This is a genomic window from Massilia sp. UBA6681 (assembly GCF_002454935.1).
GTDB lineage: Bacteria > Pseudomonadota > Gammaproteobacteria > Burkholderiales > Burkholderiaceae_D > Telluria > Telluria varians.
Genome location: NZ_DKJX01000079.1, coordinates 63,051 through 78,782, shown reverse-complemented (window position 1 = coordinate 78,782; position 15,732 = coordinate 63,051). Strand labels below are relative to the sequence as shown.

The following is a 15,732-nucleotide window of genomic DNA, read 5'->3' as shown; positions in this document are numbered from 1 at the left end:
ATTTTTTAAATACAATCGCTACTTCCGGTTTCAGGGCTCTGCCAGGGGCCTGGCACCAGTCTTGAAACGGAAGCGGCAACTTGAAAATTGGGAGTTCGATATGGAGTTCGATATGGTCGATAACGCAGCACTGGGAACCGTTATCAAAGTTGTCGGCGTCGGCGGCGCCGGCGGCAACGCGGTTCAGCACATGATCAACAAGGGTGTGTCCGGTGTCGAGTTCATCGCCGCAAACACGGATGCGCAGGCACTTGCCGTTTCGAGCGCAAACAACATCATCCAGATCGGCGAATCCGGCCTGGGCGCGGGCATGCGCCCGGAAGTGGGCCGCCAGCTCGCCGAGCAGTCGCGTTCGCGCATCGAAGACGCGCTGCGCGGCGCGCACATGGTCTTCATCGCCGCCGGCATGGGCGGCGGCACCGGCACCGGCGCCGCGCCGATCGTCGCCGAAGTGGCCAAGACCATGGGCGCACTGACCGTTGCCGTGGTTTCCAAGCCGTTCTCCTACGAAGGCGACAAGTGCATGCAGGTCGCGGAAGCGGGCCTGGAAGAGCTGACCAAGCACGTCGACTCCCTGATCGTCATCCTCAATGAAAAGCTGGAAGACATCTACGAAGACGAATCGATGCTCGACTGGATGAAGCACGCCGACGACGTCCTGAACAACGCCGTCGCCGGTATCGCCGAGATCATCAACGTGCCGGGCCACATCAACGTCGACTTCAACGACGTGAAGACCATCATGAGCGAGCAGGGCAAGGCCATGATGGGCACCGCGACCGCGTCGGGCGTGGACCGTGCGCGCATCGCCGCCGAGCAGGCCGTGGCGTCGCCGCTGCTGGACGGCATCGACCTGTCGGGTGCCAAGGGCGTGCTGGTCAACGTGACCGCAAGCCGTGGCCTGAAGGGCAAGGAGATCAAGGAAGTCATGGCCGCCGTGCGCGCCTTCGCGGCGCCGGACGCCTCGATCGCACAGGGCATCGCCTACGACGACGCGATGGGCGACGAGCTGCGCGTGACCGTGGTCGCGACCGGCCTGGGCAAGAACAAGAAGATGCAGCTGGTGCAGCCGCAGCAGATGCTCAAGACCGGCACCTACAACGCCCCGGTCATGGCTGGCGCCTCGACCGTGGCCGGCGGCCTGACCATGGGCCACGCAGGCGGCGACGCCATGGGCGGCATGAAGCAGCCGGCCGTGTGGCGCCGCGAGCAGGCATCCGAGCAGGTGCAGGCGATGCAGCGCAACGGCGTCGAGACCTACGACATCCCGGCCTTCCTGCGCAAGCAGGCTGACTGATTCAGGATTAGCTGAATAAAGAAGGGCCAGCACTAGCTGGCCCTTCTGCTTTCTGACGTCGCTTCCTGCAGACCGTCGCTACATCGGCGATAATTGCCAGATTCTCAAAACTGAAGGAGCACACCCCATGACCATCCAGATCGGCGACCGCCTGCCGGAAGGCACCCTGTCGGAATTCATCGAAACCGAAACCGCCGGCTGCTCGCTGGGCCCGAACACGTTCCAGGTTGCTGAACTGGCGAAGGGCAAGAAGATCGTCATCTTCGGCCTGCCAGGCGCCTACACCCCGACCTGCTCGGCCCAGCACGTGCCGGGTTTCGTGAAGAATGCCGAGGCGCTGAAGGCCAAGGGCGTGGACGAGATCTGGTGCATCTCGGTGAACGACGCCTTCGTGATGGGCGCCTGGGGCCGCGACCAGAAGGCCACCGGCATCGTGCGCATGATGGCCGACGGTAACGCCGACTACTCCAAGGCCCTGGGCCTGGACGCCGACTTCTCGAAGCACGGCATGGGCACCCGCTGCAAGCGCTACTCGATGCTGGTCGAAGACGGCGTCGTCAAGCAGCTGAACGTGGAAACCGCCGGCTTCGAAGTCTCGAGCGCCGAAAAGATGCTGGAACAACTGGGCTAAACTGCCCGCTACCCTGTGCAAACGGCGCTGCGGCGCCGTTTTTCAATCATGATCATCAACGCCGAATCTCCTGACCAGCCCGAAGTGCGGGCCATGCTGGAACAACTCGACGCCTACTGTGCGTCGCTGTACCCGCTTGAGTCCAACCACCTGATGGACATTGCGTCGCTGCTGGCCGGCGACGTGCTGTTCCTGGTCGCGCGCGACGTGACAGGAGCGGCGGTCGGCTGCGCGGCGCTCGCCAATCGCGGCGCCTATGGCGAAGTCAAACGCATGTATGTCGAGGAAGCGGGCCGCGGCCGCGGCATCGGCAGCAAGCTGCTGGAGCAATTGGTGATGTTCGCGCGCATGTCGGGACTGCAGGTCCTGAGGCTGGAAACCGGCATCCACCAGCCGGAAGCGATCGCCCTGTACGAGCGGATGGGCTTCGTGCGCCGCGACGCCTTCGGCGACTACCAGCCCGACCCCTTGAGCCTGTTCATGGAAAAGCACTTGTGAAGCGGCCCGCCGGCAACCTGTACAGCATCTACGCGATGGTGCTGGCCGTGTTCATGTTCGCGCTGATGGACACGATGATGAAGCTGCTCTCGCAGAGTTACCCGGCGATCCAGGTGGCCGCGCTGCGCTCGCTCACCTCGCTGCCGCTGATCGCCGTCTACGTCGGCATCAAGGTCGGCTACGGCGACATCTTCCGCATCCGCTGGCCGCTGCATATCCTGCGCGCGGTGCTCGGCATCGCCATGCTCAGCTTCTTCGCCTTCGGCATCCGCAAGCTGTCGCTGGCCGAGGCCTACACGATCTTCTTCATCGCGCCGGCGATCATCACAGCGCTCTCCGTATGGTTCCTGAAGGAGCGCGTCGACGTACCCCGCTGGATTGCCATCTCCGTTGGACTGTGCGGTGTGCTGGTGGTGCTGCGCCCGAGCGGCGCCGGCTTCCTCACCATCGGCGGCCTGGCCGTGCTGGGGGCGGCCGCGATGTATGCGGTCTCGGCGATCACGGTCGGCATCCTGGCCAGGACCGACCGCAGCGAGCACATGGTGTTCTGGCTGATGGTCATGATGTCGATCGGCGCCGGCTTGCTGGCGGCGCCGGGCTGGGTCGGGATGCGTATGAGCGATATCCCGCTGTTGCTGGGCCTGGCCTTGAGCGGCTTCATCGGCCAGCTGGCCATCACCGAAGCCTTCGCCAAGGGGGATGCCTCGAGCGTGGCGCCCTTCGAGTACACGGCCCTGGCCTGGGCGGTCGGCATCGACTGGATGCTGTGGCAAACCCTGCCGGACGGCTGGACGGTGGTGGGCGCGGCGATCATCATCGGCAGCGGTATGTATCTGATTCGCCACGAAAAAGTGCACGTGGAGTCGGATCATCCGTAAGGACGGCATGGCCTCAGCGGGCCAATAAGCGCTGGGCTATAATCGCCGGATGCTGAAACAACGAACCATCAAACAGGTCGTCCGCACCACCGGTGTCGGCGTCCATTCGGGCACCAAGGTCGAACTGACCCTGCGTCCGGCGCCGCCGGGCGCCGGCATCACCTTCCGCCGCGTCGATTACGACCCCATCGTCGCCATTCCGAGCGCGGCCGACGTGGTCGGCGAGACCCGCATGGCCACGGTCCTGATCAAGGATAACGCGCGCGTCTCCACCGTCGAGCACCTGATGTCGGCCTGCGCCGGCCTCGGCATCGACAACCTGACCGTGGACGTGACGGCCGAAGAGATCCCGATCATGGACGGCTCGGCGGCTTCCTTCGTGTTCCTGCTGCAGCAGGCCGGCCTGGAAGAGCAGGATGCGCCGAAGCGGTTCATCCGCGTGCTGAAGGACGTCGAGATCCGCCAAGGTGAGGGCAAGAACGAGAAGTGGGCGCGCCTGTCGCCCTACGACGGCTTCAAGCTCGACTTCTTCATCGAATTCAACCACCCGGCCGTGGACGGCACCATGCAGCGCGCCTCGGTGGATTTCGGCGACGTCTCCTACGTGCACGACGTGGCGCGGGCGCGCACCTTCGGCTTCATGCAGGACGTGGAAACCCTGCGCGGCATGGGCCTGGCGCGCGGCGGTTCGCTGGAGAACGCGATCGTGATGGACGAGTACCGCATCCTGAATGCGGACGGGCTGCGCTACGAGGACGAGTTCGTGCGCCACAAGATCCTCGACGCGATCGGCGACCTGTATATCGTGGGCCACCCGCTGCTGGCCAGCTACACGGCCCACAAGTCGGGCCATGCGCTCAACAACGAACTGCTGCGCAAGCTGTTGGCAACGCCGGATGCCTACGAGTGGGTGGAGTTCGATTCGCTGAGCGAGGCGCCGCCGTCCTACCTGCGGCAGATGACGCGGGAGTGGGCGCAGATGTGATTCTGTGGTGCACGCTCAGTCTTATGGCGTGCATGCAGAAATTGGGTTCCGGCCTTCGCCGGAACGACGGTTTTTAGGGCGGTGGAGTAAACGATCGTTACATGTTGCCACTAGCAATAGTACGTCGTACCGGCGAAGGCCGGTACCCAAGTTAGCGGCAAACCGCTAGCGTGTCGTTTAGCCAAAGAAGCAAGGAACTACTTCCGCCTCTCCGCCAACCTCCTCAACGCCGCCACCAGATCCTTGTTCTGGCTGCTGTCCTCCAGCGACTCGGCCAGTTCCTCGAAGGCCTGCACCGCCGTCTTCGGCAGCTCCAGGGTGCGCATCTGCGGCTTGTCGTCCGGCATGGCGCGCGCCACCTGCACCTTCAGCTTGACCGACTCCACCGCCCAGCCGCGCTGCGCCAGCGCCGACTGCAGCTTGGGCAGCATCTGCTTCATCCTTGCCGCGACGGCGGAACTCGGCACGGCCAGCACCAGCACCCCGTCCTGGAACGAGATCACGTCGGTATTTCCGGCCATGACGGGCAGGATGGCGGCGCAGTCGGACTGCAGGCGCGCCATCCGCATCGCGGCGGGCAGGAGGCTGGCCATGCGGTCGTTCTTGCGCAGGAAATCCGTCGCGACGATCGAGGTCTGCCGGTTCTTGGTACCGTAGATATGCACTGGTAAACAGGGACAGGAAAAAGGGAGAAGAGCGGGTTCGCTATGCCCGCAACATACCATATTCGCCGCCCGTGCGCGGGCGAGGGGCCCTGGGAACGTGGCGCGTGGTGCACGCGCAGTGCAATTTGATAACATTCTGCTGTTCAGCAGCCTTGTTATCCTGCCCAATGACCCCAAGTGTGGCCGGATCGCATGATAAAATCAGTAGCTTTTTGCCATAGGCGGTCTGCGGCGGCTAGTATGTACAAGCCACCCCTGGCTCTTTTTGCGGCGTAATTTTCTAGAACACAGCAATGTCATTCCTGACCCAGATTTTCGGCAGCCGTAACCAGCGTCTGCTCAAGCAATACCAAAAGACCGTGCGTCAGATCAACGCGCTCGAGCCCCAGATGGAAAAGCTGTCTGACGCCGAACTGCAAGCCAAGACGCCCGAATTCAAGGACCGCCTGGCCAAGGGCGCGACGCTCGACGACATCCTGCCGGAAGCCTTCGCGGTCTGCCGCGAAGCCGCCAAGCGGGTCATGAAGATGCGCCATTTCGATGTCCAGCTGATCGGCGGCATGGTCCTGCATGAGGGCAAGATCGCCGAAATGGGCACCGGCGAGGGCAAGACCCTGATGGCGACCCTGCCGGTCTACCTGAACGGCCTGTCCGGCAAGGGCGTGCACGTCATTACGGTCAACGATTACCTGGCCCAGCGCGATGCCGAATCGATGGGCCGCCTGTACGGCTGGCTCGGCCTCACGACCGGCGTGAACCTGTCGCAGCTCGACCACGACAGCAAGCAGAAGGCCTACGCTTCGGACATCACCTACGGCACCAACAACGAATTCGGCTTCGACTACCTGCGCGACAACATGGTCTACGACGTGCGCGAACGCGTGCAGCGCAGCCTGAACTTCTCGGTGGTCGACGAGGTCGACTCGATCCTGATCGACGAAGCCCGTACTCCCCTGATCATCTCCGGCCAGGCCGAGAACCACACCGACCTGTACCACCGCCTGAACGCGCTGCCGCCGCTGCTGACCCAGCAGATCGGCGAAGAGACCCCGGACGGCAAGGGCAAGATCGAAGTCCCGGGCGACTACACCAAGGACGAGAAGGCGCACACCGTGCTGCTGACCGAAGCCGGCCACGAGAAGGCCGAGGCCATCCTGACCGAATGGGGCCTGCTGCCGGAAGGCGCTTCGCTGTACGACGCCGCCAACATCACCCTGATCCACCACCTGTACGCGGCGCTGCGCGCCCATGTCCTGTACCACAAGGACCAGCACTACGTGGTGCAGAACAACGAGGTGGTGATCGTCGACGAATTCACCGGCCGCCTGATGACGGGCCGCCGCTGGTCCGACGGCCTGCACCAGGCCGTGGAAGCCAAGGAAGGCGTGCGCATCCAGAACGAGAACCAGACCCTGGCCTCGATCACCTTCCAGAACTACTTCCGCATGTACAGCAAGCTGGCCGGCATGACCGGTACGGCCGACACCGAAGCCTACGAATTCCAGGAAATCTACGGCCTCGAGACCGTGGTCGTCCCGCCGAACAAGCCGTCGCAGCGCAAGGACCGCCAGGACCAGGTGTACAAGTCGGCCGAAGAGAAGTACAACGCGATGCTCAACGACATTCGCGACTGCTACGAGCGCGGCCAGCCGGTGCTCGTGGGTACCACCTCGATCGAGAACTCGGAACTGCTGTCCGGCATCCTGAACAAGGCGAACCTGCCGCACAACGTGCTGAACGCCAAGCAGCACGCACGCGAAGCGGAAATCATCGCGCAGGCGGGCCGCCCGAAGATGATCACCATCGCCACCAACATGGCGGGCCGCGGTACCGACATCGTCCTGGGCGGCAACGTCGAGAAGCAGATCCAGCTGATCGAAGCCAACGACGCGCTGTCGGACGCCGACAAGGAAGCGCAGTCCAAGGTGCTGCGCGACGAATGGCAGTCGCTGCACGACCACGTGGTGGGCGCCGGCGGCCTGCACATCATCGGTACCGAGCGCCACGAGTCGCGCCGGGTCGACAACCAGCTGCGCGGCCGTTCGGGCCGCCAGGGCGACCCGGGCTCCTCGCGCTTCTACCTGTGCCTGGACGACCCGCTGCTGCGCATCTTCGCCGGCGACCGCGTGCGCGCGATCATGGAGCGCCTGAAGATGCCGGAAGGCGAGCCGATCGAGGCGGGCATCGTGACCCGCTCGATCGAGACCGCCCAGCGCAAGGTCGAGGCCAGGAACTTCGACATCCGCAAGCAGCTGCTGGAATACGACGACGTCGCCAACGACCAGCGCAAGGTGATCTACACCCAGCGTAACGAACTGCTGGAATCGGTCGACATGGCCGAGCTGATCGCTTCGCTGCGCGTGGGCGTGTTCACCGACCTGGTGCGCCAGTACGTCCCGGCCGAGTCGGTCGAGGAGCAATGGGACATCCCGTCGCTGGAATCGGTGCTGGCCGCGGAGTGGGGCTTGAGCCTGCCGCTGCAGAAGATGCTGGTCGACGAGCCGAACCTGAACGACGACGACATCCTCGAGCACGTGCTGAAGGCGGCCGCGGAGTCCTACGACACCAAGGTGGCGGTGGTCGGCAAGGAATCCTTCGGCGGCTTCGAGCGCAACGTCATGCTGCAGAGCCTGGACACCCACTGGCGCGAACACCTCGCGGCGCTGGACCACCTGCGCCAGGGCATCCACCTGCGCGGCTACGCCCAGAAGAACCCGAAGCAGGAATACAAGCGCGAAGCCTTCGAGCTGTTCAGCGACATGCTGGACCGTATCAAGAACGAAGTGATCCGCACCGTCATGACGGTCCGCATCCAGACCCGCGAGGAAGTGGAAGCTGCCGAAGCGGCGATGGCGGCGCAGGTGGCGCAGCTGGAAAACATCAACTTCCAGCACGCCGACTTCAACCCGTCGGCAGCGCCGGAAGAGCTGCTCAACCCGAACCCGGTGCGCGCCGATTCGGCGGCTGTGGCGGCGGAAGACCACAACACCTACCTGGGCATGAAGGTCGGCCGCAACGATCCGTGCCCTTGCGGTAGCGGGAAGAAGTTCAAGGCGTGCCACGGCAAGCTGGCGTAAGCTGCTTCAGCGTGTAAACGGAAACGGCCGGACTGATGTCCGGCCGTTTTTTTATATTTGCGTGATGCTTGGGAACTTGGGTCCCGGCCTGCGCCGGGACGACGTTGTTTCAATGTGTATGAATGGCAAGCGGTTCGATTCCTGCCGCTGACCTAAAGACCGTCATCCCGGCGAAGGCCGGGATCCAATTTTGCGTAATCAGACGTAGCGCCGATGGAAGCGGGTGCCCAAGCGCGTCAGCACCTCATACCCGATCGTCCCCGCCAGCGCCGCCACCTCGTCCACCGGCTGGTGCGCACCCATCAGCTCGACTTCCGAACCCGGCGCCACGCGCTCGGGCGCAATCCCGGTCACGTCCAGCGTGATGCTGTCCATCGACACCCGCCCCGCGATCGGCACCTTGACGCCGTCCACGAAGGCAAAGCCGCGTCCCGACAGCGAACGCAGCCACCCGTCGGCATAGCCCACCGCGATGGTGGCGATGCGCTGCTCGCCGGTGCAGGCATGGTGCGCGCCATAGCCCACCACAGCGCCATCGCAGACGCTGCGCACCTGCACCACGCGCGCATGCAGCGACACCGCCTGCCTGAGCGGATTCGGCATGCCCGGCTGCGGATTGATGCCGTACAGCGCCGCACCGGGGCGCAGCAGGTCGTAGTGATAGGCGGAACCCAGGAACACGCCCGAGGAATTGGCCAGGCTGGCCGGTACGCCCGGGAACAGCTGGCGCAGCTCCTCGAAGCGGCGCCGCTGCGCCTCGTTCAAGGGGTGCAGGGGCTCGTCCGCGCAGGCCAGGTGGCTCATCACGAGGGTGGGGCGCACGCCCGCCAGCCAGTTGCGGTCCTTGGAGAGCGCCAGCAGGTCTTCCGGCGCCAGTCCCATGCGCGACATGCCGGTGTCGAGCTGGATCGCGGCCGGCAGTTCGCGGTCCAGGGTGCGTGCCAGCGCGCGCCATTCCTGGATTTGCCCGGGATCGTTCAGCACCGGCCGCAGGTCGTACTGGAAGCAGTCCTTCGTCGTGCCCGGCGGCGGTCCGTGCAGCACGTAGATCGCGCAATCCTCGGGCACCAGCTGGCGCAGGCGAATGCCTTCCTCCAGGTGGGCGGTGAAGAAGGTCTTGCAGCCTTCCAGGGCCAGCGCGGGCGCCACCTGTTCCATGCCGAGCCCGTAGGCGTCGGCCTTCATGACGGCCGCGCAGGCGCCCTTGGTCTTCCCGGCCAGCAGCCGGTAATTGTCACGGATCGCACCCAGGTCGACCGTCAGCCGCGCCCCGGCGCGGGACGCATCCACAGAATCCACCATCGGCGCGTCAGGCCTTGACCAGTTCGGGCGAAGCGCCGCGCTGCGGAGTGCCGGCGTAGCGGAACACCGCCAGGTCGTCGGCGCGGATGGCCGGCTTCTTGCCGCTGACCAGGTCGGCGATCACGCTGGCCGAGCCGCAGGCCATGGTCCAGCCCAGGGTGCCGTGGCCGGTGTTGGTGAACAGGTTGCGCAGCGGGGTGGCCCCGACCACCGGGGTGCTGTCCGGGGTCATCGGACGCAGGCCGGTCCAGAAGGATGCCTGGCGGGTGTCGCCGGCGCCCGGGAACAGGTCGTTGACCACCATTTCCAGGGTTTCGCGGCGCGCCGGGTTCAGGACCTGGCTGTAGCCCGCGATCTCGGCCATGCCGCCCACGCGGATGCGGTCTTCGAAACGGGTGACGGCGATCTTGTAGGTCTCGTCCAGGATGGTCGACACCGGCGCACGGCTCGCGTCCGTGATCGGCACCGTGATCGAGTAGCCCTTGAGCGGGTAGACCGGCAGCGTGAACTGGTGCTTGAGCAGCAGGCGCGAGTAGCTGCCCAGCGCCAGCACGTAGCGGTCGGCCATGAGAAGACCCTTGTCGGTGCGCACGCCGGTGATCTGGTCGCCGGCGATGTCGAGGGCCTGGATGCTTGTATCGAACTCGAAGCGCACGCCCAGGTCGCGCGCCATCGCGGTCAGGCGGGTGGTGAACATCTGGCAGTCGCCGGTCTCGTCGTTCGGCAGGCGCAGTCCGCCCACCAGGGTGCCGTGCGAGCCCAGCGCCGGCTCGGCCTTGCCGAGGTCGTGGCCGAGCAGCAGTTCATAGTCGACGCCGGCGTCCTTCAGGACTTCGATGTCCTTGCCGGCGCTTTCCAGCTGCTGCTGGGTGCGGAACAGCTGGATCGTGCCCAGGCTGCGGCCTTCGTATTCGATGCCGGTGTCGGCGCGCAGTTCGCGGATGCAATCGCGGCTGTACTCGGCCAGGCGCACCATGCGCTCCTTGTTGACGGCATAGCGGTCGGCGGTGCAGTTGCGGTACATCTGCCACATCCACTGCAGCTGGAACAGCGAGCCGTCCGGACGGATGGCCAGCGGCGCGTGCTTCTGGAACAGCCACTTCGCGGCCTTCAGCGGAATGCCCGGCGCCGCCCAGGGCGAGGCATAGCCCGGCGAGATCTGGCCGGCGTTGGCAAAACTCGTCTCCAGGGCAGGGCCGGGTTGACGGTCGATGACGGTGACGTCGTGGCCTGCCTTGGCCAGATAGTATGCGGTGGTCACGCCGACCACGCCGCTGCCCAGTACGAGAACGCGCATGAGGAGTCCTGATTAAGAAAGAAGCCGGATTCAGAAAAGATTGCCATGATACAGGTGGTGGTGAAATAATGGTTCCTGTTATTACACACGTTTTCAGTGAAACTTCATGCGCGTCCAGAAGAACTCCCACCGCGTCCTCGACAAGATCGACCTGCACATCCTGTCGATTCTCCAGGACGACGCGCGCATCGTCATGAAAGACCTGGCCGAGCAGGTCGGGCTGTCGCTGACGCCCTGCATCGAACGGGTCAAGCGCATGGAGCGCGACGGCGTGATCGCCGGCTACCATGCGCGCGTCAATCCCCAGGCGATGGGCCTGCAGATCCTGGTGTTCGTCGAGATCACCCTGCACCAGAAATCCGAAAAAGCCTTCGACCGCTTCCGCCGGGCGATGCTCGGCATTCCCGAGGTAATGGAGTGCCACCTCGTATCTGGGGATTTCGACTACCTGATCAAGGCCCGCATTCCGGAAATGTCCGAGTACCGCCGCCTGCTGGGCGAGATCCTGCACGTAGCCGATGCCGGCCAGTCGAAGAGCTATGTGGTGATGGAAGAGCTGAAAGAGACGCTGGCGCTGTCGATTCCGCGCTGAACAGCGCCGCATCCCTGTCGCTTACGCTTGGGCCTGCGCCTGCGCCTGGATGTTCTGCATGGCCCGGCGCAAGAAGCCGATCACATCGTCGCCGATCCCCGTGCCCAAGTGCAGCATGGGCTCAAGGCTGCCGGCGCGGCGGAATTGCGCCACCACCTCGGGATCGTCGCCGACCATATCGTGGAACAGCGCGAACCAGCGCCGGGTGAGCGCCAGTGCCTCGCTCGACCGCGCCTCCGGGTCGGCCCCCATGCGTGCACGGATCGCCATGGCCAGCTCGATCCATTCGTCCGAATGCGTTGCCTCGTGGCGGCGCATGCGCTGCAGCGTCGCTTCGGGCAGGTAGCGCGCGTAGATGCCGAAGCGCAGCTCGGCGATCGCCGTGCGCATGTAGGCCAGCAGCGCGGGCGTCAAGCCCATCTCCTTCTGCGCTTCCGGATCCTGCCCAGCCATGGCGGTCAGGCGCAGGATGAAGGCGGGGTCGCCGCCGCTGTCGCGCTCCACGCAGCCCAGCCAGCGCTCGGCAAAAGCCCTCGCTTCGCGCGTATCCGGCGCGACGCCGCGATTCATCAGCGACTGAGCGTGGCGCACCAGCTCCTGCCATTCGGCCTGGGCCTCGGGGTTCCGGTACAGCGGCAGCCGCGCCAGTTCTTCCTTCGAAAAGTGTTTTTCGTACATGTTCATCTGCTCCAGAGTGGTTAGCCAGATGGACAGGTCCGTCTCCTCGCCGGCGGTCAGGCGCGAGCGCAGGCGCAGCAACTGCTCGCGCATGTGCCGCGCCTGCGCGATCTGCTGGTCGAGGCTGGAGAGCTGGCGCTCGACGATGGCCAGCGGCGAGGCGGCGGGACTGTCCAGGTAAGCTCCAATGTCGCTGAGTGCCATGCCGAACGCGCGCAGGGCCTGGATCTGCTGCAGGCGCGCCACGTCGTCGCGGTTGTAGAGGCGGTAGCCGGCATCGGAACGCGCAGAAGGCGAGAGCAGCCCGATGCTGTCGTAATGGTGCAGCGTGCGGACCGTCAGGCCGGCGCGCGCCGCGAGTTCTCCCACTTTCAACATCGAGCTTCTCCCCGTCTTCATGCGTAGCGCTACTCTGGACCCTCACCTTGCGTGAGGGTCAAGCATCTTCGCACACCCCTGCTTACCAGACCATCTTGTTCCAGGTGTTGTCGCCGACGACGCCGTCGGCGCTCAATCCTTTCGAGGTCTGGAAGTTCTTCACGGCGGTCGCCGTGGCCGGGCCGAAGGCGCCGTCCACCGTGATGCCGGCGCCGCTCTCGTTGAGCTGGCTCTGCACCGCGCGCACCTTGGCGCCCGAGTCGCCCTGCTGGGTGAGGATGGTCAGCGCCGGCCAGGTGGCGTTGCCGACCACGCCGTCCGCGCCCAGGCCGTGCGAGGACTGGAAGTTCTTCACCGCGTTCTGGGTCGTGGTGTCGAAGCTGCCATTCACGGTGAGCGTGTAGCCCCATTGCTGCAGCAGGTACTGGATGGTGCGCACGCGCTCGCCCGTGTTCCCGTACTGGACCAGCGGCCAGGTGGTGGTGGTGCCGCCGCCCGAGGTGCTGCCGGCCACCAGCGATTTGTAACGCGGCCAGTCCCAGCCCGAGCCCGGGTCGGTATGGCTCTGGCTGGCGTAGTTGACGTGGCCCTTGACGTTGTACAGCGAGTCCGAGGGCACGGCGCTCCAGCCGCTGCTGCCGTCATACACCTTCTGCGCCAGGCCGCGCGAGGCGAGGATGTCCTTGGTCAGCGCCGCCGAGGCGTTGTACATCGCGGTGGTGTACCAGGCGGACGGGTTGGCGATGTAGCCCTCGTGCTCGATGCCGATGGTGTAGCCGTTCGAGTTCCCGACGTGCCAGGCCTTGTCGGCTTCGCGCACCATCTGCGTCACCTGGCCGTCCGAGGAGCGGATCACGTAGTGGGCGCTGACGCCGGCGCTGCAGTTCTGGAACCAGGAGATCGAGCCGGCGTAGGAGCCCTGGGTGGTGTGCACGGTCACGTGGCTGACCGAGGCGGTGCGGGCGGAATAATTGCAGCTGGCGGCCGGGTTCCAGATGGCCGGCGGATAGTCGGTCGAGGCAAGCGCCGGCTGGGCCGACGCGATCAAACACAGGCCTGCGAGGAGCCTGGCAAATGAGCCGCGCATCATGTTCTTCATGGATGTTGTCTCCGTATTCTGCTTCGTTATTATTTATTCGGGGTATCGACGAAATCCGGCGCCGAAATCTTCGGATCGGGCGTGCCGGTTTCCACCGTGATGCGGCGCGCGGACAGCTTGCGCAGCCGCTCCTTGCCGTAGGCTTTCTCCATCTCGACGTGCTTCTGGTCGATCTCGAACTTGTCGCTGCGCCGGCCCTGGCGGATCGCGGTCAGCACTTCGTAGCTGTAGATCTTCGCGATCTCGGGCTGCGGGATGCCGCTGTAGCGGGCCACCGCGCTTTCCCAGTCCGCGAGCGGGAAGCCCTTGTTCTTGCGGGCGCCGTAGTGGGCGAGCAGGGCGGCGGCGGCGCGGATGTTGGAGCGCGTGTCCGAGGCCGCCTGTTCCGGCGTGACGCGGATCAGGGCCGCGCCTTCGCGCAAGGAGTGGCCGAAATGATTGTCGTCGCGCAGGCCCATGATGCCGTAGCTGATCGGCATGCCTTCATGCGACTCGACTTCGACCTCGGGCTCGCCGTTTTTCTTGAGCTTGCCCTTGGGGACGTGCGGATGCCAGCGCGTTTCGGCATAGGCGATCGACTGCAGCAGTTCGACCGGCACGTTGAATTCGTTCGAGGCTTCCCGGAAGTACTGCTTGTACTGCTTTGCCGACACGGTCAGCTCGGCCTGCTTGCCGTCGGCGAGCGCGAGCGGCGCTGCCGCCGTTCCAAGGATTGCTGCACATAGCGCGGCCAGCAGCCGCAGCTTGACGCTTTGCTTCATTGTTGTCTCCAGTGTTGTTTGAATAGGCTCCGGCACGGGGCCGGAAGGGTGCCTGGAAGAATCCAACAACATGCCATTTCCAGGCCTGTCGAGTATATGCATACTCCAGGTCGAGAAACGGTAAGGGTTTGATTTAAAACAATATTTCGGCAGAAATGAATCGTGCTCAATGCGCCACTAAAAGTCGGACCATACACACAGATTAAGAGGGTGTAAGCGGGGGTTATCGCTTTATGCGCACGGCATGAAAGCGGGCGCGACACCCTGGCTGGACAGGCCTGCTCGCCCTAGCCGCTGCTGGCAGTACAATATCGGATTACCTATCTTTTCTTTTAAGAGATCGCCATGGCCGTCAATTCCCCCCTGCCAGTCGCAGCCGACCTGAAACCCGTCAACGGCATCGAGATCGGCTTTGCCGAAGCCGGTATCAAGAAGCCTAACCGCAAGGACCTGCTCGTGATGAAGCTGGCCGAAGGTGCGACCGTGGCCGGCGTCTTCACCACCAACCGCTTCTGCGCCGCGCCGGTCCAGGTGAGCAAGGCCAACCTGGCAGCCGTCGCGAATGGCGGCAAGCCGATCCGCGCCCTGGTGGTCAACACCGGCAACGCCAACGCCGCCACCGGCGAGCAGGGCCTGGCCAACGCGCAGGCCACCTGCGCCGAGGTGGCGAAGCTGCTGGGCCTGGACGCGCAGCAGGTGCTGCCGTTCTCCACCGGCGTGATCCTCGAGCAGCTGCCGATCGATAGAATCGTCGCCGGCCTGCCGGCCGCCGTGTCGAACCTGAAGGCGGACAACTGGTTCAACGCCGCCGAGGCGATCATGACCACCGACACCCAGCCGAAAGCCGCCTCGCGCACCGTCACCATCGGCGGCCATCTTGTTACCATGACCGGCATCAGCAAGGGCGCCGGCATGATCAAGCCGAACATGGCGACCATGCTGGGCTACCTGGCGATCGACGCGCGCGTGGCGCAGCCGGTGCTGGACGAACTGGTGAAGCACGCGGCCGACCACTCGTTCAACAGCATCACCATCGACGGCGACACCTCGACCAACGACTCCTTCATCATCGTCGCCACCGGCGCGGGCAGCCTGAACATCGATGCCGCCTCGGGTGCGGACTACGAAGCGCTGAAGGAAGCCGTGACCGACATCTCGCGCAACCTGGCGCAGCAGATCATCCGCGACGGCGAAGGCGCGACCAAGTTCATGACCATCACGGTGGAGCAAGGTGGGAGCGTGGAAGAGTGCCGCAAGATCGCCTACTCGATCGCGCACTCGCCTCTGGTCAAGACCGCGTTCTTCGCCTCGGACCCGAACCTGGGCCGCATCCTGGCCGCGATCGGCTACGCCGGCGTCGACGACCTGGATACCACCAAGCTGGATCTCTACCTGGACGACGTGTGGGTTGCCAAGGCGGGCGGGCGCAACCCGGACTACAAGGAAGAGGACGGCCAGCGCGTGATGAAGCAGGCCGAGATCACCGTGCGCGTGACGCTCGGCCGCGGCAACGCCACCGCCACCGTCTGGACCTGCGACCTGTCGCACGACTACGTCTCGATCAACGCCGACTACCGTTCGTAAGGAGAGCAAG

14 protein-coding genes are annotated in these 15,732 nt (G+C 64.8%); 8 read left to right on the top strand and 6 right to left on the bottom strand.

What is annotated here, in order from left to right; all coding sequences use genetic code 11:
- Window positions 1-100: 100 nt before the first annotated feature.
- From ftsZ to lpxC, 5 genes are all read left to right on the top strand, one after another.
- Window positions 101-1,297, top strand: a complete 1,197-nt coding sequence (gene ftsZ, locus B2R83_RS13330; RefSeq protein WP_027867864.1) for a cell division protein FtsZ — start codon at window positions 101-103, stop codon at window positions 1,295-1,297.
- A 127-nt stretch (window positions 1,298-1,424) separates the two neighbouring features.
- Window positions 1,425-1,928: a peroxiredoxin gene (locus B2R83_RS13325; RefSeq protein WP_036210860.1), complete on the top strand. Its 504-nt coding sequence runs from the start codon at window positions 1,425-1,427 to the stop codon at window positions 1,926-1,928.
- 48 nt (window positions 1,929-1,976) lie between these two features.
- Window positions 1,977-2,426, top strand: a complete 450-nt coding sequence (locus tag B2R83_RS13320; protein WP_292042062.1) for a GNAT family N-acetyltransferase — start codon at window positions 1,977-1,979, stop codon at window positions 2,424-2,426.
- Window positions 2,427-2,461: 35 nt separating this feature from the next.
- Window positions 2,462-3,304 carry a DMT family transporter gene (locus B2R83_RS13315; RefSeq protein ID WP_292042150.1) on the top strand — a complete coding sequence of 281 codons (843 nt, stop codon included), beginning with the start codon at window positions 2,462-2,464 and terminating at the stop codon, window positions 3,302-3,304.
- 49 nt (window positions 3,305-3,353) lie between these two features.
- Complete coding sequence (gene lpxC, locus B2R83_RS13310; protein WP_027867860.1) at window positions 3,354-4,289, top strand: UDP-3-O-acyl-N-acetylglucosamine deacetylase; 936 nt, start codon at window positions 3,354-3,356, stop codon at window positions 4,287-4,289.
- Window positions 4,290-4,486: 197 nt separating this feature from the next.
- On the opposite strand, the gene B2R83_RS13305 is transcribed toward lpxC, so the two are convergent.
- Window positions 4,487-4,954: a DciA family protein gene (locus tag B2R83_RS13305; protein WP_036210868.1), complete on the bottom strand. Its 468-nt coding sequence runs from the start codon at window positions 4,952-4,954 to the stop codon at window positions 4,487-4,489.
- A gap of 293 nt (window positions 4,955-5,247) precedes the next feature.
- Between B2R83_RS13305 and secA the strand changes: the two genes are divergently transcribed.
- The gene (gene secA / locus B2R83_RS13300) at window positions 5,248-8,031 is read left to right on the top strand and encodes a preprotein translocase subunit SecA (protein ID WP_292042049.1); all 2,784 of its coding nucleotides are present in this window, start codon (window positions 5,248-5,250) and stop codon (window positions 8,029-8,031) included.
- Between the two features lie 198 nt (window positions 8,032-8,229).
- On the opposite strand, the gene alr is transcribed toward secA, so the two are convergent.
- Both alr and B2R83_RS13290 read right to left on the bottom strand, forming a co-directional pair.
- Complete coding sequence (gene alr / locus B2R83_RS13295; RefSeq protein WP_229445908.1) at window positions 8,230-9,321, bottom strand: alanine racemase; 1,092 nt, start codon at window positions 9,319-9,321, stop codon at window positions 8,230-8,232.
- A 19-nt stretch (window positions 9,322-9,340) separates the two neighbouring features.
- The gene (locus B2R83_RS13290) at window positions 9,341-10,630 is read right to left on the bottom strand and encodes a D-amino acid dehydrogenase (RefSeq protein ID WP_292042044.1); all 1,290 of its coding nucleotides are present in this window, start codon (window positions 10,628-10,630) and stop codon (window positions 9,341-9,343) included.
- Window positions 10,631-10,736: 106 nt separating this feature from the next.
- On the opposite strand from B2R83_RS13290, the gene B2R83_RS13285 reads away from it, so the two are divergent.
- Window positions 10,737-11,222 (top strand): Lrp/AsnC ligand binding domain-containing protein, encoded by a 486-nt coding sequence (locus B2R83_RS13285; protein ID WP_027866013.1) that lies wholly within the window; start codon window positions 10,737-10,739, stop codon window positions 11,220-11,222.
- Window positions 11,223-11,243: 21 nt separating this feature from the next.
- Here B2R83_RS13285 and B2R83_RS13280 read toward each other — a convergent pair whose 3' ends face one another.
- The 3 genes from B2R83_RS13280 to B2R83_RS13270 all read right to left on the bottom strand — a co-directional run bounded on the left by B2R83_RS13280 (window position 11,244) and on the right by B2R83_RS13270 (window position 14,138).
- A complete protein-coding gene (locus B2R83_RS13280; RefSeq protein ID WP_292042040.1) occupies window positions 11,244-12,278 on the bottom strand; it encodes a MerR family transcriptional regulator in 1,035 nt (344 codons plus the stop codon).
- Between the two features lie 82 nt (window positions 12,279-12,360).
- Window positions 12,361-13,377: a peptidoglycan recognition protein family protein gene (locus B2R83_RS13275; RefSeq protein WP_292042035.1), complete on the bottom strand. Its 1,017-nt coding sequence runs from the start codon at window positions 13,375-13,377 to the stop codon at window positions 12,361-12,363.
- Between the two features lie 29 nt (window positions 13,378-13,406).
- Window positions 13,407-14,138: a transglycosylase SLT domain-containing protein gene (locus B2R83_RS13270; RefSeq protein WP_292042027.1), complete on the bottom strand. Its 732-nt coding sequence runs from the start codon at window positions 14,136-14,138 to the stop codon at window positions 13,407-13,409.
- A gap of 345 nt (window positions 14,139-14,483) precedes the next feature.
- Here B2R83_RS13270 and argJ point away from each other — a divergent pair, with 345 nt between their 5' ends.
- Window positions 14,484-15,722, top strand: coding sequence for a bifunctional glutamate N-acetyltransferase/amino-acid acetyltransferase ArgJ (gene argJ / locus B2R83_RS13265; protein WP_292042024.1), 1,239 nt, complete (start codon window positions 14,484-14,486; stop codon window positions 15,720-15,722).
- The last annotated feature ends 10 nt before the right edge of the window (window positions 15,723-15,732 follow it).

Coding starts and splice junctions, on each gene's coding strand:
- ftsZ (WP_027867864.1), top strand. CDS start 101: ATGGAGTTCGATATGGTCGATAACGCAGCACTGGGAACCGTTATCAAA.
- B2R83_RS13325 (WP_036210860.1), top strand. CDS start 1,425: ATGACCATCCAGATCGGCGACCGCCTGCCGGAAGGCACCCTGTCGGAA.
- B2R83_RS13320 (WP_292042062.1), top strand. CDS start 1,977: ATGATCATCAACGCCGAATCTCCTGACCAGCCCGAAGTGCGGGCCATG.
- B2R83_RS13315 (WP_292042150.1), top strand. CDS start 2,462: ATGGTGCTGGCCGTGTTCATGTTCGCGCTGATGGACACGATGATGAAG.
- lpxC (WP_027867860.1), top strand. CDS start 3,354: ATGCTGAAACAACGAACCATCAAACAGGTCGTCCGCACCACCGGTGTC.
- secA (WP_292042049.1), top strand. CDS start 5,248: ATGTCATTCCTGACCCAGATTTTCGGCAGCCGTAACCAGCGTCTGCTC.
- B2R83_RS13290 (WP_292042044.1), bottom strand. CDS start 10,630: ATGCGCGTTCTCGTACTGGGCAGCGGCGTGGTCGGCGTGACCACCGCA.
- B2R83_RS13285 (WP_027866013.1), top strand. CDS start 10,737: ATGCGCGTCCAGAAGAACTCCCACCGCGTCCTCGACAAGATCGACCTG.
- B2R83_RS13280 (WP_292042040.1), bottom strand. CDS start 12,278: ATGTTGAAAGTGGGAGAACTCGCGGCGCGCGCCGGCCTGACGGTCCGC.
- B2R83_RS13275 (WP_292042035.1), bottom strand. CDS start 13,377: ATGAAGAACATGATGCGCGGCTCATTTGCCAGGCTCCTCGCAGGCCTG.
- B2R83_RS13270 (WP_292042027.1), bottom strand. CDS start 14,138: ATGAAGCAAAGCGTCAAGCTGCGGCTGCTGGCCGCGCTATGTGCAGCA.
- argJ (WP_292042024.1), top strand. CDS start 14,484: ATGGCCGTCAATTCCCCCCTGCCAGTCGCAGCCGACCTGAAACCCGTC.